The sequence below is a fragment of the Phreatobacter aquaticus genome (genome assembly GCF_005160265.1).
Classification (GTDB): domain Bacteria; phylum Pseudomonadota; class Alphaproteobacteria; order Rhizobiales; family Phreatobacteraceae; genus Phreatobacter; species Phreatobacter aquaticus.
Genome location: NZ_CP039865.1, coordinates 3,505,392 through 3,524,852 on the forward strand (window position 1 = coordinate 3,505,392; position 19,461 = coordinate 3,524,852).

The following is a 19,461-nucleotide window of genomic DNA, read 5'->3' on the forward strand; positions in this document are numbered from 1 at the left end:
TGAAGGGTGCGCGGGGCTGCCGCGATCAGAAGGCGTTGTGTCGGCTGTAGGTCGCGAGCGTCTCGCCATCGGGCCGGGCCATGCCGCACCAGACGGCGGAGGATCCGAGAACGGCCCTGATGCGCTCGGCATCAAGCCTCATCGCCAGCCGGAACCCGACCACGATCGCCGCTTCGATGGGGCCGACCGCGGCGCGACAGGCGCGGCGCGCATGGTCGAGGATCTCGCCGACGCGGCCCGGCTTTGCCTCGCCACGGATCAGGGCGTGACGGGAGAGGTTGGCATCAAGGCGGGCGAAGGTCCGGCCCCGAACCTGGATGGGAGCCCAGCGGCAGCCGCCGGTCCTTTGGATCTCGATTGCCCGGGTCTCCTCCGGGTTCTCTTCCCGCCAGCGCTCGGCATCGCGAGCCACAAGCCACTCCGTCACCGTGTAAGGGCACCGGGCCGCGTCTGGGCCTATGGACTGGGTGAGTCGCCGCGATAGGGCGTCCGGCTCGAGCCCTGCCCGGCGCGCGATATTGGCGAGGAGCGAGACGATAGAGGCGGGGGTGATGGTGTAGCCGTGGCGGGCAGCGCGGGCCTTCAGGCGGTCGGCGGCTGCGATGAGGTCGGCGAGGGCAGGGGCATGCATGGTGGTGTGTCCGGTCTTCTGGGTCTCCGTGCGCCGTCGTCAATCTTCAAGCTTGTGGGCCGCGCATGCCCGGTGGAGGGGAAGGGGCGCGACCTAGAGGCCGCGCACCGTGATGTTCCAAGCGGCGCCGGGGTCGCCCTCAATCGCCGCGATAACAAGGTCGCTCGACGTCTCAAGAATGAAGCCGTGCGTGCCGGGGTCGCTGGCGGGGCTGATTTCCAACCTGACCTTGCCGGGTTGGGGCTGAGGTTCGGCCCGGCGCGCGGCCTCTTCTTCGGCCCGCTCGTGCCGTTCGATGATCTCGCGAAGCTCATCGTGGTGCTTGCGAAGGGCGTCCAAAGGCAACGCCGCAGCGAAGGCCTGCACAGCGCTCGTGAGCGCCCGGCCTGCCGGGCTATCGGCGAGGCGCCGCGCCGCGTCGTGGTCGAGGTCTAGGCCGTCAATCTGCAGGGTCATGACAGGCTCCGTCGATCGCGCGGCGCCTGAGCGTTGACGGCTTCGGCGATTTCGAGGGCGCGGCGGCTGCCGGGCTCGTTGACCTCAGCCGAGGCTTCCGACCAAAGCTCAGTCGAGAGGCCGGACATGGCGGCACCGAGGAGCGCCTTGGACAGGGTCGCCAATGCCTCTTCGTTCGCCTCGGCACCCGCCATGAGACGGAGTTGAGCCCCGACAAATAGGGAGATACCGAACAGTTCGTCTTCGATCACCTCTTGCAGGCGTTCGGTCGCCCCATGAAGGGCAAGGGTCGTGGCCGGGGTGATGAGGTAACGGACGCCAGCGGGGAGGCTTGCGGCGAGCGCGGCCTCGGCAGCGGGGATCAGGGCCGTCTGTTTGCGCTTGCTCATGCTGCCGCTCCCGTGCGCGGGGTATATGCCGGGAGGTTTTCGCAGAACCTGTGGATCTCGCTCACCCGGACGAATGCCCGGCCACCCATCTTGACGGCCTTCAGCTGACCTGAGTTCAGCAAATCATAGAATTTGCCACGCGAAACATGCAAAGCTTCCATCGCTTTGCCAGCGGGAAGAAGAGGAGATTCGATTTCCTTAACGACTGTAGGCAAGAGACACTCTCCATAGAGCGCTGAGGCTGTACATAAGACCTCAGATGACTATGGACGGAAGAATATCATTGAGCACAGGGCAAGTATAGTGACACGGTGTCATTTCTGCATCACTGCGGTGTAATCCGTGTTTACATTGTGCGCCATCAAACGAAAGGCCCGCGCGGCGGGGTGCCGGGCGAGCCTTGTCGGGCCAACTATGTGAGCGCGGGGGTTACCGCAGGAAGCGCCCGTCCTCCGACCAGAGGAACCCAGCCGCCGAAATCATATGGTCAGTCACCAGAATGACCGGATCGCCTTCTTCGGGGGCGCTGTGTTCGATGAACCATGCCCGGGCTCGGGACTTGGCCTCTGCTGAAAGCTCCTCAAAAGAGAAGCCCCAAACCTCGATCGTCATTGCTACAGGCATCGGTTCACCCGCGATAAGAGTTGAAGGGAGCGAGGCCGATCGCGGCCCCGGCAATGAGCGACGTCGCGGCGATGATGGCCGCGCCGACAGGATTGCGGGCCGTGTAGACATTGGCCGACAGGATCGCGGCCCAAAGGGCGCGGCTGCCGTTCACGGCCTGCAACACGGCAAGGCAGGCAGAGAAGCCTAGAACAAGGCCAAGCGGTCCTAGGATCAACCCACCGAAGCCAGTGGCGACGACGATTGACAGAAAGTTGATGGCGCGGACGGTCTCGCTCATTGCACGCTCCGCCGTGCCGCCTGCCCAACTGCAGCCGACTGCATGCGGGCACCTGCAAGGTGCTGCCGCCATATGTCGCCCAAGGCCCTTTCAATGCGCGCCGCGACCTCAAAGCCGGTCCCATCATGGACCGGCAAGCAAGCGCCCGATTCGTCATGAAGCTTGAAGACGCTCGCCGCATGGGCCGCGAATTGGAAACGGTGCGCGCCGATATGCGCGGTGCCCTCAGTGATTCCGCCGGGCATGGCGTGAGTCTCGATCTTCGTCCGCATTTGGTCCCCAGTGCATAAGGAAGGACACAAGGGGGTCGGCGAAGGTCGAGAAACTCAGCGTTTTCAATGGGTTGGGGGAAGGAAGTGGAGGCCTCGCCCGGAATCGAACCGGGGTGCAAGGATTTGCAGTCCTCTGCGTAACCACTCCGCCACGAGGCCGTCCGAGGTAACGCCGGCAAGCCGGCGCGGAGTGGGCTCGCTCTAGCATGGTGATCCCGGCATCGCAACCGAGCTTGGAGGACGGACGAGGTGCCTTGCCTTCCGTCCGGCACACCCGCTAAGACGAAACAGCGCGGCCATCTGAGTGCGGCGCTTCGAGGACATCGCGATGATCGATTACGCGCGCGCCCGCAGAACCATGGTCGACACGCAGATTCGCGTGAACGACGTCACCGACCACAGAATCGTCGACGCCCTGTCGTCCGTCCCGCGCGAGACCTTCGTGCCAGAGGGCCGGCGTGATCTCGCTTATATCGACGATGACGTCATGGTGTCCGATGGCACTGGCACGCCGCGCTACATTCTGGAGCCCATGGCGCTTGCAAAGATGCTTCAGGCCGCGGCGATCGAGCCCGGCGAATCCGTCCTCGATGTCGGCACGGCAACCGGCTACTCCGCCGCGGTTCTTTCTCAGTTCGCCGCCAGGGTCGTGGCTCTCGAGGAAGACGGCGCGCTCGCAGGTCTGGCCCGCCAAAATCTGGCCGGTCTCACCAATGTGGAGCTGATCGAGGGCCCGCTTGCAGCTGGCGCTCAGGCCATGGCGCCGTTCAACGTCATTCTGTTGCAGGGGGCCGTCGAAATCGTGCCGTCCGCGCTCACCAGCCAGCTGGCTGAGGGCGGGCGCCTGGTGGCCGTCGTCGGCAAGGGGCGGTCGGCGAAATGTCTGGTGCACAGCCGCCTCGGCAGCGAAATCAGTGTCCGGCAGGTCTTCGATGCCGCCATTCCGGCTCTGCCCGGCTTTGCCGCCACACGCGAGTTCATTTTCTGACAAAGAGTGTGTCTTTCGCACCGCACTCGCCGACTTAACGTGGCCTAAGCCATCGCGGGCCTTCCATCGCTTTCGTGATTTCGTTAACGAATCAATCATTAGGCTCTGGGCAGTGGCGGACAGCCCGGAGTGACGCCAAAATGCAGGTGTTTCGTATGACCGGAGCCACGTTGAATCGTGTAGGCTCCGCGGCGCTACTTTCCGCCGCGATCCTTTCGCCTATCGCGCTCTCCGCTTCCGCGCGGGCCCAATCCATCGAGCAGACGCTCATTCAGGCGTACCGCAACAATCCAGACCTGAATGCCGCTCGCGCCGGCGTTCGTGTGGCCAACGAAGGCGTACCGGCTGCCCTTTCGGGCTACCGCCCGTCGGTCACCGCGACCGTGACGGCTGCCGGGCAATATGCCGAGTCGAGCCGCGGAGCTACGCCCTACACCAACAGCCCGTTGAGTGGCGCCCAGTCCACGGTGCGCACATTTCCGCGTGCCGCGTCCTTATCGGTTACTCAACCGCTTTTCGACGGCAACCGGACGACCAACACGGTTCGACAAGCCGACCAGAACGTGATGGTGGCCCGGGAAACGCTCCGAAATACCGAACAGACTGTTCTGCTCGCTTCGGCTACGGCCCACATGAACGTGCTGCGCGAGCAGGCCGTGCTCGACCTGCGGCGACGCAATGTTGAGGTGCTTCGCGAGCAGCTCCGCGCGACGCGCGATCGTTTCTCGGTCGGTGAAGTGACGCGTACGGATGTGGCGCTTGCGGAATCGGCCTTGCAGGCCGCCGTTGCAACCGCAAGCGGCGCCGAATCCGATCTGGCTAACTCGCGGTCGGTTTATGTACAGCAGGTCGGAACACCTCCCGCTCGCTTGTCGCCCGCCCGTACGATCGAACGGCTGCTGCCGGGCGCGTTGGAGCCGGCCATCATCGCCGGCCAGTCCGAGCATCCTGCGATTCGAGGCGCCCGGCACGGTGCTGACGCACAGCTTCTCCAAGTGCGTATCGCTGAATCTGCACTTTATCCCACGCTCGGCTTGAGTGCGACCCTGACAAGGGCTGCCGAGCAGGCCCAGACAAGCGGCCAGTCGATGTCGGCCAATGTGGGCGTCACGCTCACCATTCCGATCTTCGCCAACGGTGGCCGCGATTACGCGACGATTCGCTCGGCCAAGGAAACGTTTGGCCAGCGCCGCATCCAGATCGAGACGGCTCAGGCGAGCGTCCGGCAGGCCGTTTCGCAGTCATGGGCAGCGCTCGCTGCTGCCAAGGCACAGATCCAGGCCGCCGAGGTTCAGGTCCGTGCCCAGGAGATTGCGGTCAACGGTATCCGCGAGGAATACAAGGTCGGTCAGCGCACGATCATCGACGTGCTGAATGCGACCCAGAACCTCACCGAAGCGCGCGTTGCTCTCGTTCGCGCCCAGCGCGACCGGGTCGTGCTGTCCTACTCGGTTCTCTCCGCCATGGGCCGCCTCAACGGTTCGCGTCTGGCCCTTGCCACCGAGATATTCGATCCGACCCAGCATTATCAGCAGGTGCGCGATCTGTGGTCAGGCGTGCGGACGCCGGACGGTCGCTGACCGCCGCAAGAGTCTCTTAAATCTTTATCCCCAATCGTAAGGCCCGCTGACAGACCGTTGGCGGGCCTTACGATTGGCCGCGGCACGACTCCCGTGCATAGTTCCAGTTGTTGATTCGCATCGATTCCGGCTGCGCCCCGTGCCTTCGCACCGGCCATCGATCAGCGGCTGCAAGGTAGGAATTGGATGTCACAGGCGGCCAAGGCAAACGAACCGTCGATGGAGGAAATCCTGGCCTCGATTCGACGGATCATCGCCGATGACGAGCCTCAGAAGCCGGCAGCCAAGGCCCCGGCCGCCGCGCCTCCTGCCGCTGCGCCGCCTGCCGCTGCCGAAGAGGCCCCGAAATCCCAGGACGATATCGACGCGCTGCTCGCAGGCTTCGATGCGATGGACGTGGAGCCGGAGCCACCGCCGCCCCCTCCTCCGCCGCCAGTGGTCAAGGCAGCACCTCCGCCGCCGCCGCCCCGGGCCCCCGAGCCCGACATCCTTGAACTCACCAAGGATGATGCGGTGCCGGACATGGTCGGCATGATCAAGCCGATCGCGCAGCGGGCCGATATCGCGTTCATGGATGCGGTTGAGCCCCCGCCGCCACCGCCGCAGCGTCACTATGCGCCGCCGCCCGAACCGGTTGCTGCCGGTCAGCCGCTGCTGTCGGCGGATGCCCATGCTGCTGTCGGCGCGGCCTTCGGGTCGCTCGCCAACACCATGCTGTCGAACAATGCCCGCACCATCGAAGACCTGATCAAGGACATGCTCAGGCCGATGCTGAAGAACTGGCTCGATGACAATCTGCCGCAACTGGTGGAGCGTCTTGTCCGGGCAGAGATCGAGCGGGTCTCGCGCGGCGGCCCGCAGCGCTGAGCCTCAGCGCGCCCAGAGGGCGCCAAGCCGCGAGCGGAACCAGAACACCAGCATTGGCATCAGGATCGCCGCCATCGTGAACAGCGGTGGCGCGCCGAAATGGTCGTAGATCCAGCTGGCCGCTGCCACCCCGACCGTTTGCCCCGCAAAGAACGAGAAGGCGAAGGTTGAGAGCGCCGCGCCGCGGGCTTCCGGATTGATCTGCGTCGCATTGCTCTGCAGCGAATTGTGCAGCAGGACGAAGCCCAGTCCGCCAGCAGTCAGCGCGATCGCGACAACCCAGAGCGGCGGCGTCAGCGCAAGCAGCCCGAAGCTGGCCATCAGGAAGAATGCCGCACTGCCGACCAGTGTCTGCTGGCCGAAGCGGCGCAGCAACATCGGTGCGAATAGCGAATAGGATGCGGCACCCGCGGCGCTGAGCGCCGTCAGGAGGCCGATCGCCGTGTAGCTGACGCCATAGGCCTGGCGCAGATGCGCGCCGACAAACGCCATGGCACCGATATGGATGGCTGCCTCGAGCGTGACCGTGCCGAGGAGCAGACGGGCTGCAGAACTCGTGCGGATCTGCAGGATCTGCAGGAATGCACCGCGAAGACCGCCCTCCGGAACAGCAGTCCGGCGCGACAAGACGGGATTGACCCTGAGCTGGACCCCGAGCACGGCACCCGCAAGGATCAGCAATGTCCCGACCAGCACAAAGGCCGCGTGCCATCCGAAGGCATCTGCCAGGAGGCCGCCGATCGCCTGGCCGCTGATGGCCCCCATGCTCATGAACATGGCATAGCGCGCCATCACGGCCTGGCGATGGGCAAACGGGATGGTGTCGCCAATGAAGGCCAGACAGTTCGGGATGATCGCGGCGCCCGTCAGGCCGGCGAGGAAGCGAAACGTCGCCAACTGGCCGAGGCTGGTCGCATAGGCGGAAAACAGCGTGAACAGCCCGCAGAGGAAGGCGCCGGCAGCGATCATGCGCACCTTCCCGTAACGGTCGCCGAGCGGTCCTGTCAGCAGCTGGAACCCGCCATAGGCCACCGAATAGGTGGTGACGACGATCGCCGCCGATCCGGGCGTTGTCTGGAAGGCATCGGCAATCTTGGGAAGCAGCGGGTCGCAGAAGCGCAGTGCCGAAGACGAGGCGAAGGACGCCATGCCCAGCACGAACAGCGCCCGCCAGGGAACGGCGCCCGTCTCGTCATCAATCGCTGCAACCGCCATCAGGCAGCTATGCGGTCAAGGCTTGCGCAACGGCAAGCGGCGAGGGCGCATGGCAGAAATGTTGACTTCTGGCCGGCAGCGCGGCTTTGGTGCGCTCCCCGACAATGCCGCGTCTGAGCGCCGTCCGCGCCGACGCCCCGACCGACCGGAACGCCATGCTCGAGAAGACCTATACGCCGAAGGATATCGAGGCCCGCATGTCGGCGGCCTGGGAAAAAGCCGAGGCCTTCAAGGCCGGTCGGGCCGACCGCGCCGGCGCCGATCCATTCTGCATCGTCATTCCGCCGCCCAATGTCACCGGCTCGCTGCATATGGGCCACGCGCTCAACAACACGTTGCAGGACGTGCTCTGCCGTTACGAGCGCATGCGCGGCAAGGACGTTCTCTGGCAGCCCGGCACCGATCACGCCGGCATCGCCACCCAGATGGTGGTCGAGCGCAAGCTGGCTGCCGAGAACAAGACCGACCGCCGCACCATGGGCCGTGAGGCGTTCCTGAAGTCGGTCTGGGCCTGGAAGGAAGAATCCGGCGGCACGATAGTCAACCAGTTGAAGCGCCTCGGCGCCTCCTGCGACTGGTCACGCGAGCGGTTCACCATGGATGAGGGCCTGTCCAAGGCCGTGCTCAAGGTGTTCGTCGATCTCTACAAGCAGGGGCTGATCTACAAGGACAAGCGGCTGGTCAACTGGGACCCGAAGCTGCTGACCGCCATTTCCGACCTTGAGGTCGTCCAGACCGAGGTCAACGGCAACCTCTGGTATTTCCGCTATCCCGTCGAGGGCGTGGCCTATGATGCCGAGAACCCGTCGACCTATGTGACGGTGGCGACGACCCGTCCCGAGACGCTTCTCGGCGACACCGGCGTGGCCGTTCATCCCGATGACGAGCGCTTCCGCGAACTGATCGGCCGTAATGTCGTGGTGCCGATCTCCGGCCGGCTGATTCCGATCGTCGCCGACGAATATTCCGACCCGGAAAAGGGCTCCGGCGCCGTGAAGATCACGCCTGCGCACGATTTCAACGACTTCGAGGTCGGCAAGCGCCACGACCTCAGGGCGATCAACATTTTCACCGTCGAGGCCAAGGTCGATCTCACGGACAATCAGGACTTTCTTGAGGGCCTCGAGGCCACGCCGCTGCAGCAGGACCTTTGGGGCCAGTTGCACGGTCTTGATCGCTTCGAAGCGCGCAAGCTGATCGTCAAGATCATGGAGGAGGGCGGTTTCCTCGCCAAGATCGAGCCGCACCGCCACACCGTGCCGCATGGCGATCGCGGCGGTGTGCCGGTGGAGCCCTTCCTCACCGACCAATGGTATGTCGACGCCAAGACGCTGGCTCAGGCGCCGCTCGAAGCCGTGCGCTCGGGCCGTACCGTCTTCGTGCCGAAGAACTGGGAAAAGACCTTTTTCGAATGGATGGAGAACATCCAGCCCTGGTGCGTGTCGCGCCAGCTGTGGTGGGGCCACCAGATCCCGGCATGGTACGGGCCCGACGGCAAGGTCTTCGTCGAGGCGAGCGAGGACGAAGCCTACGAGGCCGCCTTGCCGATCTATGTGCAGGAGGAAATCCTCACGGAAGATCAGGCCTATCGCCTCGCCAGCGAACCCGAGAACCGCGGCGACTTCCTGAAGCGCGACGAGGACGTGCTGGACACGTGGTTCTCCTCCGCGCTCTGGCCGTTCTCGACGCTCGGCTGGCCAGATGACACGGCGGAAGTGAAGCGCTTCTACCAGACGGACGTGCTGGTCACCGGCTTCGACATCATCTTCTTCTGGGTCGCCCGCATGATGATGATGGGCGAGCGTTTCATGGACGAGACGCCGTTCCACACGGTCTACATCCACGCCCTCGTCCGTGACGAGAAGGGCGCCAAGATGTCGAAGTCGAAGGGCAACGTCATCGACCCGCTCGACTTGATCGACCAGTTCGGCGCCGACGCCCTGCGCTTCACTCTGGCCGCCATGGCAGCGCAAGGCCGCGACATCAAGCTCGCGACCAGCCGTGTCGAGGGCTATCGCAACTTCGCGACCAAGCTCTGGAATGCCGCTCGTTTCGCCGAGATGAACGAGTGCAAGCGGGTTGCGACCTTCGATCCGGCCAAGGTGCAGTCCACGCTGGCGAAGTGGATCGTCGGCGAAACCGCCAAGGCGGTCGGTGACATCGAGGCCGGCATCCAGACTTACAAGTTCAATGAAGCTGCAGGCGCCGCCTACCGCTTCGTCTGGAACATCTTCTGTGACTGGTTCCTCGAATTCGCCAAGCCGGTGTTCACCGGCAGCGACGAAGCCGCAAAGGCCGAGATCCGGGCGGCCACCGCCTGGACGCTCGACCAGATCCTGAAACTGCTTCACCCGTTCATGCCCTTCATTACCGAGGAACTGTGGGCAGTGACGGGAGAGGAAGGGCCGGCGCGTGCAGGGGTTCTGGCGCTGGGAGAATGGCCGGTCCTGAGCGGTCTCGAAGACCCGGAGGCCGAGGCCGAGATCGGTTGGCTGGTCGACACCATCACCGCCATCCGCTCGATCCGCGCCGAGATGAACGTCGCGCCCGGCGCGCAACTGCCGCTGGTTCTGGTGGGTGCCTCGGCACGGACCCAGGAGCGTGCTGTCCGCTATGGCGACCTGCTCAATCGCTTGGCCCGTCTGTCCGACGTCACCAAGGCTGATGCCGCGCCGAAGGGCTCGGTGCAGATCGTCGTCCGAGGCGAGACCATCGCGCTGCCGCTGTCCGGGATCGTTGATGTCGCCGCCGAGACCGTCCGTCTCGGGAAGGCGCTCAAGGAGGCCGAGGGCGACATCGCGCGCTGCGATGCCAAGCTCAACAATCCGAACTTCATGGCGCGCGCCGCTGATGACGTGGTCGATGAACAGCGCGACAAGCGCGCGGAAGCGGTGGAGCGCAAGGCCAAGGTGGAAGCCGCGCTGGCAAGGCTCAGCGACCTCGCCTGACTCCTTCTTGACCATCTGACAGATCGACATGGGGCGCCAGGTAACACCGGCGCCTTTCTCTTTGTCGGTGCCTCTGCCTTATCGCGCGGGGCGCTGTTTTCGTCTCCTTTTTGCAACACCTCAAAACTGCGTATGGCCGCAGCCATTGTTCACCATAATCCGCCGCAATCCCGCCACAGCCCAAAGCGACGAGTTTCCCTGCAAATGCTGGGATTTCGGCATGGGCGCTCTCTTTTCGCAGGCGTGGTCAGTCGAGTTGATGCCTTTTCAAGCTCTCCGGTCGATGTCAGGTCTTTCCCCAACGCTTCTCCATGCGGAAGCGATGACGGCACAGTCATGGGGAACGAAATGACCGCACCGACGTTTGATAAGGCGAAGCTTCCGTCCAGGCACGTCACGGAGGGTCCGAGCCGCGCTCCCCATCGCTCATACCTCTATGCGATGGGCCTTACCTCCAAGCAGATCCACCAGCCATTCGTTGGCGTTGCGACCTGCTGGAACGAGGCGGCTCCGTGCAACATTGCGCTGATGCGTCAGGCTCAGGCGGTGAAGAAGGGCGTCGAGTCCGCGCAGGGCACGCCGCGCGAGTTCTGCACGATCACTGTCACCGACGGCATCGCCATGGGCCACGCGGGCATGAAGGCCTCGCTGCCCTCGCGCGAGATCATCGCCGACTCCGTCGAGCTCTCCATGCGTGGCCATGCCTATGACGCGCTGGTCGGCCTTGCTGGCTGCGACAAGTCGCTGCCCGGCATGATGATGGCCATGGTGCGCCTCAACGTGCCGTCCATCTTCATCTATGGCGGCTCGATCCTGCCAGGCACGTTCCGCGGCAAACAGGTCACCGTCCAGGATCTGTTCGAAGCGGTCGGCAGGCATTCGGTCGGCGAGATGTCGGCCGAAGACCTGGACGAGCTTGAGCGCGTCGGCGCGCCGTCCGCCGGCGCCTGTGGCGCCCAGTTCACCGCCAACACGATGGCGACTGTGTCGGAAGCCATCGGCTTGGCGCTGCCCTATTCGGCCGGCGCACCGGCCCCATACGATATCCGCGACGCCTTCTGTTACGCCGCCGGCGAGAAGGTGATGGAACTCATCGCCAAGGGCATTCGCCCGCGCGATATCGTCACCAGGAAGGCCTTGGAAAATGCCGCGACCGTGGTCGCCGCCTCGGGCGGGTCGACCAATGCGGCGTTGCATCTGCCGGCCATGGCGCATGAGTGCGGCATCAAGTTCGACCTGTTCGACGTCGCCGAGATCTTCAAGAAGACGCCTTACATCGCCGACCTGAAGCCAGGCGGCAAATATGTCGCCAAGGACATGTTCGAGGCAGGCGGCATTCCGCTTCTGATGAAGGCGCTGCTCGACGGCGGCTTCCTCCATGGTGACTGCATGACGGTCACCGGCCGCACGATTGCCGAGAACCTGGCTTCGGTGAAATGGAACCCGGACCAGGATGTCGTCTATCCGACGTCGAAGCCGCTGACCAAGACCGGCGGCGTCGTCGGCCTGAAGGGCAATCTGGCGCCTGCCGGTGCGATCGTGAAGGTCGCTGGCATGAAGAAGCTCAGGTTCAAGGGGCCAGCCCGCTGCTTCGACCGCGAGGAAGAGTGCTTCGCAGCCGTCACCGCCCGCACCATCAAGGACGGCGAGGTCATCGTGATCCGCTATGAGGGCCCCAAGGGCGGCCCCGGCATGCGCGAGATGTTGGCGACCACGGCGGCGCTCTACGGCCAGGGCATGGGCGACAAGGTGGCGCTCATCACCGATGGCCGGTTCTCCGGTGCGACCCGTGGCTTCTGCATCGGCCATGTCGGGCCGGAGGCTCAGGTCGGCGGTCCGATCGCGCTTCTTCGCGACGGTGACATGATTGAGATCGATGCCGTCAAAGGAACGCTCAAAGTTCGCCTTACGGCCGCCGAATTGCGGGCGCGTAAGAAGGAGTGGCAGGGCCCGAAACCCACCGAGTACGGGTCGGGCGCCATCTGGAAATACGCTCAGCAGGTCGGCCCAGCGGTCGATGGAGCCGTGACCCACCCGGGTGCGGCAGGGGAAAAGCACGTCTATGCCGATGTCTGACGCCTTCAAGGTTCGCGCATTCGTCCTGGCGCTGGTGGTGGCTCTTAGCCCCGCCGTGCCGACGGGTGCGCTTGCCTTCGATGGCGTGCCGCGCACAGACGACCGCTCGCCGCTGGAAGCGTTCCGGGCAGGCGCGCGGGCGCTGCGCGACGGCCGGACGGATGAAGCGGTGTCGGCGCTTCAGTTCGCCGCGAATGGTGGCCATGCCGCATCCGCCTGGAAGCTCGGGCGGATGTATATGGACGGCGACGGCGTCGCCCAGAACGACCTCAAGGCCTTCGAGACCTTCCGCCGCATCACAATCGAGCGCGGCGACGAAAGCCCGAACTCGCCGGACGCCCGGTTCATTTCGTCCGCCTTCGTGGCGATGGGCAATTATCTGATCGAAGGCATTCCGAACACCTATGTGCGGGCCAATCCGCAGCGGGCCTTCGAACTCTATTTCTACGCGGCCTCCACCTTCGGCGACGCCGATGGCCAGTTCCGCCTTGGCCGCCTGCTGCTCGAAGGGCAGGGGACCACGCGCGATCCCCGCCAGGCGGCGCGCTGGTTGTCGCTGGCCGCCGGCAAAAGCCATTACAAGGCGCAGGCCGTGCTTGGCCACATGCTGTTCACCGGCGCCGGTGTGCCGCGCCAGGCACCGCGCGGCCTGATGTTCCTGACGCTGGCCAAGGAAGCGGCGAGCGAAGAGGATACCTGGGTCACTGTCATGTATGACGAGGCCATGCGGTCGGCCTCCGATGATGAGCGCGGCGTGGCGCTGCGCATGGTGGAAGCCTGGCTCAAGACGGCGCCAAGGCGCTGAGGACGGTATGAACGCGCAGGACATCCAGGCGCGCTTCGCTCCTCAGGGGCTCGATCATCCCGCAGAGCGGCTTGGCCCCTGGCGCTTCCTGCGCACCTTGATCCGCAACCCTCTCGAGACCTGGCCGCGAGCGCTCTTCGAGGAACGCTCGATGCGCCTCGACTTTGCCGGTCGGCCGCTGCTGTTCGTCATGGATCCGGCCGCCGTTGACGATGTGCTTGTCGGCAAGGCTGACATCTTCCCCAAGGCGCCGATTGTCCAGAGGGCCATCGGAGCCGCCGTTGGCACCAAGTCGATCTTTACGGCCGAGGGCGCCGACTGGCGCTGGCAGCGCCGGGCCTCATCCCCACCGTTCCGCCATGGCACCATCCTCGGCTTTGTGCCGGCCTTCGCGGAAGCCGCCGAGGCAACGGCCCGGGACCTCGCCGGCAAGGGCCAGGGGACGGTCGACATCGCCGAGGCGATGATGAAGACGACCTTCGATGTGATCGTCGAGACCATGCTGTCGGGCAGGGGCGGCTTCGACATCGAGCGCTTCGGCACCGAGATCACCCGCTACTTCGATACGATCGGCTGGGTCGCGGCCTATGCGGTGCTCGGCCTGCCGCAATGGGTCCCCTATCCAGGCCGCAAGGGCGCCCGCGCCGGCAACGGCTTCCTGCGCAAGGAGATGGCGCGCGTCGTCGCCGAGCGCCGGGCCCATCCCGGTGAGGTGCCGGATCTGCTCGACTTCATGATCGCCGCCAAGGATCCAGAGACCGGCCGCGCCATGACGGATGCCGAACTGGCCGACAATCTCCTGACCTTCGTCGTCGCCGGCCATGAGACGACCGCGCTGGCACTCACCTGGGCGATCTGGCTGACCGCCAATGCCCCCGAGGTCGAGCGCAAGGTGCTGGACGAGGTGGCATCGGTTGCTGGTGATGGCCCGATCGAGGCTTCCCATGTCGAGGCGCTTGTCTACTGCAAGCAGGTGATCCAGGAGGCGATGCGGCTCTATCCGCCGGCGCCGCTGATCCCGCGCATTTCGACCGAGGCGACGACTCTCGGCGAGGACCAGATCTTCGCCAACATGCCGGTCTATGTGCCGGTCTACGCCATTCATCGCCACAAGCGCCTGTGGGACGAGCCGGAAGCCTTCGCGCCCGAGCGGTTCCGGCCCGATCTCGCCCGCGCGCTGCACCGTGGCGCCTATCTGCCGTTCGGTGCGGGCCCGCGCATCTGCATCGGCGCGGCCTTCGCCCAGATCGAGGCTGTCGTGATCTTCGCGACCCTGATGCGCGCCGTCCGCTTCACGCCTATCCCGGACCACCGGCCGATGCCGACGACGCGGCTGACGCTTCGCCCTGAGGGCGGCATGCCGATGACGGTCGCGCGGCGCTAGAGCCTCAGACCCTGATCTCGCACCAGACCGGCACGTGGTCGCTCGGCTTCTCGAAGCCGCGCACATGCTTGTCGATGCCAGCCGTCACCAGCCGGTCGGCGGCCTGGGGTGACAGCATCAGATGGTCGATCCGGATGCCATTATTTCTGGGCCAGGCGCCCGCCTGATAGTCCCAGAACGAATAAAGCTCCGCGGACGTGTCGCAGGCGCGGATGGCATCGGTAAAACCGAGCGCCGCCAGTTCACGCAGCTTGCCACGGGATTCCGGCTGAAACAGGGCGTCATTGACCCAGTCCTTCGGGTTCCTGGCATCGATAGGCATGGGAATGACATTGTAGTCGCCGCACAGCAGGAACGGCTCCTCGAGCGTCAGCCGGTTGCGGGCATGGGCGATCAGGCGGTTCATCCAGCCGATCTTGTAGGGAAACTTCTCCGTGCCGAGCGGATTGCCGTTCGGCAGATAGAGACTGCCAATCCGCACGGCGCCCGCCGGTGTCGACACCACCGCTTCCAGATAGCGCGCCTGTTCGTCGGCATCGTCGCCAGGAAGCCGAGGGGTCACGTCCTCAAGCGGCAGTTTCGACAGGATCGCCACGCCATTGTAGGTCTTCTGCCCATGGGTCGCGACATTGTAGCCCGCCGCCTCGAAGGCCTCCCGCGGAAACGCCTCGTCGACGCATTTCAGCTCTTGCAGACAAACGACATCGGGGTTGCGCTCCTTCAACCAGGAGATGGTGTTCTCGACGCGGATCTTGATGGAATTGACGTTCCACGTGGCGATGATCATGGCGCTCTCGCGATTCTGGCTTCGACCACCTTAGCGCGACCGGGGGGACATGGGCGATGTGGATCGACACGGAAGCGGATCTGAAGGCCCTCTATGGCACGGTGGGAGAGGCCTCCGTTCTGAAGGAGACCACCAGCCTCACGCCGGAATACCGGGCCCTGATCGCGGCCTCGCCGTTCTGCGTGCTGGCGACGGTCGGCCCCGAGGGCCTTGATGCGACGCCGCGCGGCGATGCGCCGGGCTTCGTCGATGTGCTTGATGAACGCACCCTGGTCATGCCCGACCGGCGCGGCAACAACCGCATCGACAGCCTGCGCAATGTGGTCCGCGACCCGCGCGTCGGCCTGCTGTTCCTGGTTCCTGGGGTCAACGAGACCCTGCGCCTCAACGGGACGGCGCGCATCTCCGCTGATCCAGCTCTGCTTGGCCGCTACGCCGTGGACGGCAAGATCCCGGTGACCGCGCTCGTCATCACCATCACAGAGGTGTTCTTCCAGTGTGCCCGGGCGCTCCACCGCTCCGCGCTCTGGGACGCTGCGCGCCACCGCTCAAGGCGGGAGCTGCCTTCGGCCGGGGATATGCTGAAGGGCGCCTCGGCGGGCCAGGCTGGCGGGGCTGAGTATGACAATGGTCTGGAAGAGCGCCACAAGCAGACGCTCTACTGAGCTTCAGACGGTGAAGCTCGTGCCGCATCCGCAACTTGCGGTTGCGTTGGGGTTCTCCAGCTTGAATGCCGAGCCGATCAGGTCTTCCACCCAGTCGAGCCGGGTACCGGCCATATAGGGCAGGGAAATCTCGTCGACGAGGACGGTCGCGCCCGCCTTTTCGATCACCAGATCGTCGTCGTTCCGGTCAGTGGTGAAATCAAATTTATATTGGAAACCGGAGCACCCGCCGCCCTCCACCGAGATGCGCAGCATCGATCCAGGCGGCTCGGTGCCCAGGATTTTCGAGATGCGCTCGGCGGCGCGATCGGTGACGGTGACGGCTTCGGTCATGTCTGTCTCCCCGGTTCAAGGCCGGAAACACGGCTTCGCTCCTTGCAGGAGCCATGCCCAATAGGTATGTGCGCCTGTGGCAGGGGTCAACGGGTACATCTGCCCGCAATTGGTGCCCGTTCGGGGATCGCATGGCCGTCGCGAGCTACTTCTATCCGCCACTGGCGCCCTATGCCTCGGATTCACGGCAGAGCCGGGGCCGGCTGGTCGCCGAGCCGGTCTCGCCGACCCGCACCGAGTTTCACCGCGACCGCGACCGCATCGTGCACGCGACGGCCTTCCGGCGGCTGAAGCACAAGACCCAGGTCTTCGTCGCCCCCGAGGGCGATCATTACCGCACGCGGCTGACCCATACGATCGAAGTGGCGCAGATCGCCCGCTCGCTCGCCCGGGCGCTGGGTCTGGACGAGGATCTGGCCGAAACCCTGGCGCTCGCCCACGATCTCGGCCACACGCCGTTCGGCCATACCGGTGAGGACGCGCTCGACGAGGTCATGCGGCCCTATGGTGGCTTCGACCACAATGCCCAGTCGCTGCGCATCGTCACCCGGCTGGAGCGGCGCTATGCCGGCTTCGACGGGCTCAACCTCTGCTGGGAGAGCCTGGAGGGGCTGGTCAAGCACAATGGCCCGCTGCTCGAACCGGACGGCCAGCCGATCCCGAAATATCGCGAACGCGGTATTCCCGTTGCAATCCTCGAATATGACGCGCTGAATCCGCTGGATCTTGGCTCGCATGCCAGCGCCGAGGCGCAGGCTGCGGCCATTGCCGACGATATCGCCTATGACGCGGCCGATATCGACGACGGCCTGAGGGCTGGGCTCTTCGCCCTCGACGACCTCGGCCACGCGGTTCCGCTAGCCGGAGCTTTCCTGGAACAGATCAGAGACCTCTATCCGGCTCTCGACAAGGCGCGCGAGATCAACGAACTGACGCGGCGGGTGATCACCCGGCTGGTCGAGGACGTCATCACCGAGGCGACCCGTGCCATCGCCGAGGTGCAACCTGAGACGGTCGATGACATCCGCGGTTGTGGTCGCACGCTGGTCCAGTTCTCCGAGCAGATCCGCGACTATGACCGCGGCATCAAGGATTTCCTATTCGCCAATGTCTATCGCCATGCCCGGGTCATCCCGGTCCGGCGCGAGGCGGCGATGGTGGTCAAGGACCTGTTCAAGGCCTTCTTCGATCACCCCGTCGCCATGCCGCCGCTGTGGTCGGCGGATATCGCCGACCTCGATGAAGCCCGCCGCGCGCGCCGTGTCGCCGACTTCATTGCCGGCATGACCGATCGCTACGCGCTCGACGAGCACCGCCGGCTGTTTGATCGCACTCCCGATCTGCGGTAGAGCCGGCCTCCGTCTATCTCAGGGTCCGGAATGAACATCTTCGCTGCCTTCACCGCCCATGTCCGCGAGGCCGTGGCTTCGCTTGCCGCCGACGGCATCGTTCTGGGGCAGGCCGCCCTTGATCGCGTCGTGGTCGAGGCGCCGCGCGATCCGACCCACGGCGATCTCGCGACCAATGCGGCGATGGTGCTCTCGAAGGATGCCGGCATGAAGCCGCGCGACCTTGCCGACAAGATCGCGGCCAAGCTTGCCGTTCTGCCCGACGTCGCCAAGGTCGACATTGCAGGCCCGGGCTTCATCAACCTGACCCTCACGCAGAGTGTCTGGCCGAAGGTGCTCGAGGCCGCGGTCCGCGAAGGCCAGGGCTTTGGCCGTGGCGCGGTCGGCAACGGGCAGATGGTCAATGTCGAATATGTCTCGGCGAACCCCACCGGCCCGATGCATGTCGGCCATTGCCGGGGCGCGGTGTTCGGCGATGCGCTGGCGAACCTTCTGGACGCTGGCGGCTATTCGGTCACCCGCGAATATTACATCAACGATGCCGGCGCCCAGGTTCAGGTGCTCGGCCGCTCGGCCTATCTGCGCTACCGCGAGGCGCTCGGCGAGACGATCACCATCCCGGAGGGGCTCTATCCCGGCGATTATCTGAAGCCGGTTGGCGAGGAACTCGTCGCTCGCCATGGCCGGAGCCTGCTGGATGCGCCCGAAGTCGAATGGCTGCCGATCTGCCGGGATGCGGCGATCGACCTGATGATGGCGGAGATCCGCGGCGATCTGGCCGCTCTGAACGTGCGTCACGCCGTCTTCTTCTCGGAACGCTCGCTGCAGGCCCCGGTCGACAAGGTGCGCGCGGCCATCGAGACCCTGCGCGCCCAGGGCAACATCTACGAGGGTGTGCTGGAGCGGCCCAAGGGCGCCGATGACGACGAATGGGAAGAGCGCGAGCAGACCCTGTTCCGCTCGACGGCCTTCGGCGACGATGTCGACCGTCCGCTGATGAAGTCGGACGGCTCCTACACCTATTTCGCCTCCGATATCGCCTATCACCAGGACAAGGCGGCGCGTGGCTTCGGATCCCAGATCGACGTCTGGGGCGCCGATCACGGCGGCTATGTGAAGCGCATGCAGGCGGCGATCAAGGCGATCTCCGGTGGCAAGGCGAGCCTCGACGTCAAGCTGGTCCAGCTGGTCCGCCTGTTCCGCAATGGCGAGCCTGTGCGCATGTCGAAGCGCTCCGGCGACTTCGTCACGCTGCGCGAGGTTGTCGAGGAGGTCGGTCCGGACGCCGTCCGCTTCATGATGCTCTATCGCAAGAATGATGCGACGCTCGACTTCGACCTTGCCAAGGTCGTCGAGCAGTCAAAGGACAACCCGGTCTTCTACGTCCAATATGCCCATGCCCGTTGCCGGTCGATCCTGCGCAATGCCAGGGAGGCCATGCCGGATCTCGATCTGTCGCCATCGGCGCTGGGTGACGCTGAGCTCGCCAGGCTCGACGATTCCGGCGAGATTGGCATCATCCAGAGGCTTGCCCAGTACCCGCGCCTGATCGAGACGGCGGCCCAGGCCCATGAGCCGCACCGCGTCGCCTTCTACCTCTACGAGCTTGCCTCCGACTTCCACTCGCAGTGGAACAGGGGAAAAGATTCGCCGCATTTACGCTTCATTATCGAAAATGATCCACTAATGACGACGGCGCGCCTTGCGCTGGTCCAGGGTATCGTGGCCGTTCTGAAGTCGGGACTTGCGATCCTTGGTGTTGAGGCCGTCGAAGAGATGCGTTGATCGCGCCGCGCGTGCTAATGTCGCGGG

General features: G+C 65.0%; 19 protein-coding genes and 1 tRNA gene. 10 read left to right on the forward strand and 10 right to left on the reverse strand.

All coding sequences use genetic code 11. The annotated features are described in order from the left end of the window. Positions 1-25: 25 nt before the first annotated feature. The 7 genes from E8L99_RS16585 to E8L99_RS16615 all read right to left on the reverse strand — a co-directional run bounded on the left by E8L99_RS16585 (position 26) and on the right by E8L99_RS16615 (position 2,811). Positions 26-631: a hypothetical protein gene (locus E8L99_RS16585; RefSeq protein WP_137100588.1), complete on the reverse strand. Its 606-nt coding sequence runs from the start codon at positions 629-631 to the stop codon at positions 26-28. A 93-nt stretch (positions 632-724) separates the two neighbouring features. Then, complete coding sequence (locus E8L99_RS16590; protein WP_137100589.1) at positions 725-1,087, reverse strand: hemerythrin domain-containing protein; 363 nt, start codon at positions 1,085-1,087, stop codon at positions 725-727. Next, on the reverse strand, positions 1,084-1,476 hold the full coding sequence (locus E8L99_RS16595; RefSeq protein ID WP_137100590.1) for a hypothetical protein: 393 nt from the start codon (positions 1,474-1,476) through the stop codon (positions 1,084-1,086). Before E8L99_RS16595 ends, E8L99_RS16590 begins: the two co-directional genes overlap by 4 nt. Beyond that, entirely contained in the window at positions 1,473-1,637 is a 165-nt protein-coding gene (locus E8L99_RS24150; protein WP_391527496.1) for a helix-turn-helix transcriptional regulator, read from the reverse strand. Before E8L99_RS24150 ends, E8L99_RS16595 begins: the two co-directional genes overlap by 4 nt. Positions 1,638-1,905: 268 nt before the next feature. Further along, a complete protein-coding gene (locus E8L99_RS16605) occupies positions 1,906-2,088 on the reverse strand; it encodes a hypothetical protein (RefSeq protein WP_137100592.1) in 183 nt (60 codons plus the stop codon). 16 nt (positions 2,089-2,104) lie between these two features. After that, complete coding sequence (locus E8L99_RS16610) at positions 2,105-2,380, reverse strand: hypothetical protein (protein WP_137100593.1); 276 nt, start codon at positions 2,378-2,380, stop codon at positions 2,105-2,107. A gap of 357 nt (positions 2,381-2,737) precedes the next feature. Further along, positions 2,738-2,811: transfer RNA gene (locus tag E8L99_RS16615), tRNA-Cys, on the reverse strand. A gap of 169 nt (positions 2,812-2,980) precedes the next feature. Here E8L99_RS16615 and E8L99_RS16620 point away from each other — a divergent pair. The 3 genes from E8L99_RS16620 to E8L99_RS16630 all read left to right on the forward strand — a co-directional run bounded on the left by E8L99_RS16620 (position 2,981) and on the right by E8L99_RS16630 (position 6,087). Beyond that, positions 2,981-3,640 (forward strand): protein-L-isoaspartate O-methyltransferase family protein, encoded by a 660-nt coding sequence (locus tag E8L99_RS16620; protein WP_137100594.1) that lies wholly within the window; start codon positions 2,981-2,983, stop codon positions 3,638-3,640. Between the two features lie 140 nt (positions 3,641-3,780). After that, complete coding sequence (locus E8L99_RS16625; RefSeq protein WP_215907006.1) at positions 3,781-5,220, forward strand: TolC family outer membrane protein; 1,440 nt, start codon at positions 3,781-3,783, stop codon at positions 5,218-5,220. A gap of 186 nt (positions 5,221-5,406) precedes the next feature. Then, complete coding sequence (locus E8L99_RS16630) at positions 5,407-6,087, forward strand: PopZ family protein (protein ID WP_137100595.1); 681 nt, start codon at positions 5,407-5,409, stop codon at positions 6,085-6,087. Between the two features lie 3 nt (positions 6,088-6,090). Here the strand turns inward: E8L99_RS16630 and E8L99_RS16635 are convergent, their stop codons facing one another. After that, a complete protein-coding gene (locus E8L99_RS16635; protein WP_137100596.1) occupies positions 6,091-7,302 on the reverse strand; it encodes an MFS transporter in 1,212 nt (403 codons plus the stop codon). A 155-nt stretch (positions 7,303-7,457) separates the two neighbouring features. Here E8L99_RS16635 and E8L99_RS16640 point away from each other — a divergent pair, with 155 nt between their 5' ends. From E8L99_RS16640 to E8L99_RS16655, 4 genes are all read left to right on the forward strand, one after another. Then, positions 7,458-10,250, forward strand: a complete 2,793-nt coding sequence (locus E8L99_RS16640; RefSeq protein ID WP_137102157.1) for a valine--tRNA ligase — start codon at positions 7,458-7,460, stop codon at positions 10,248-10,250. A 348-nt stretch (positions 10,251-10,598) separates the two neighbouring features. Then, positions 10,599-12,326: a dihydroxy-acid dehydratase gene (gene ilvD, locus E8L99_RS16645; RefSeq protein WP_137100597.1), complete on the forward strand. Its 1,728-nt coding sequence runs from the start codon at positions 10,599-10,601 to the stop codon at positions 12,324-12,326. Beyond that, entirely contained in the window at positions 12,313-13,131 is an 819-nt protein-coding gene (locus E8L99_RS16650) for a tetratricopeptide repeat protein (RefSeq protein WP_137100598.1), read from the forward strand. The genes ilvD and E8L99_RS16650 overlap by 14 nt, the downstream gene beginning before the upstream one ends. Before the next feature lie 7 nt (positions 13,132-13,138). Beyond that, positions 13,139-14,515: a cytochrome P450 gene (locus tag E8L99_RS16655; protein WP_137100599.1), complete on the forward strand. Its 1,377-nt coding sequence runs from the start codon at positions 13,139-13,141 to the stop codon at positions 14,513-14,515. Positions 14,516-14,519: 4 nt separating this feature from the next. Here E8L99_RS16655 and xth read toward each other — a convergent pair whose 3' ends face one another. Then, on the reverse strand, positions 14,520-15,302 hold the full coding sequence (xth, locus tag E8L99_RS16660) for an exodeoxyribonuclease III (protein WP_137100600.1): 783 nt from the start codon (positions 15,300-15,302) through the stop codon (positions 14,520-14,522). A 56-nt stretch (positions 15,303-15,358) separates the two neighbouring features. On the opposite strand from xth, the gene E8L99_RS16665 reads away from it, so the two are divergent. Then, complete coding sequence (locus E8L99_RS16665) at positions 15,359-15,967, forward strand: pyridoxamine 5'-phosphate oxidase family protein (protein WP_137100601.1); 609 nt, start codon at positions 15,359-15,361, stop codon at positions 15,965-15,967. A 3-nt stretch (positions 15,968-15,970) separates the two neighbouring features. Here the strand turns inward: E8L99_RS16665 and erpA are convergent, their stop codons facing one another. Further along, entirely contained in the window at positions 15,971-16,300 is a 330-nt protein-coding gene (erpA, locus tag E8L99_RS16670) for an iron-sulfur cluster insertion protein ErpA (RefSeq protein ID WP_137100602.1), read from the reverse strand. Between the two features lie 131 nt (positions 16,301-16,431). Here erpA and E8L99_RS16675 point away from each other — a divergent pair, with 131 nt between their 5' ends. Beyond that, positions 16,432-17,649 (forward strand): deoxyguanosinetriphosphate triphosphohydrolase, encoded by a 1,218-nt coding sequence (locus E8L99_RS16675; protein ID WP_137100603.1) that lies wholly within the window; start codon positions 16,432-16,434, stop codon positions 17,647-17,649. 30 nt (positions 17,650-17,679) lie between these two features. Further along, positions 17,680-19,434: an arginine--tRNA ligase gene (argS, locus tag E8L99_RS16680; RefSeq protein WP_137100604.1), complete on the forward strand. Its 1,755-nt coding sequence runs from the start codon at positions 17,680-17,682 to the stop codon at positions 19,432-19,434. The last annotated feature ends 27 nt before the right edge of the window (positions 19,435-19,461 follow it).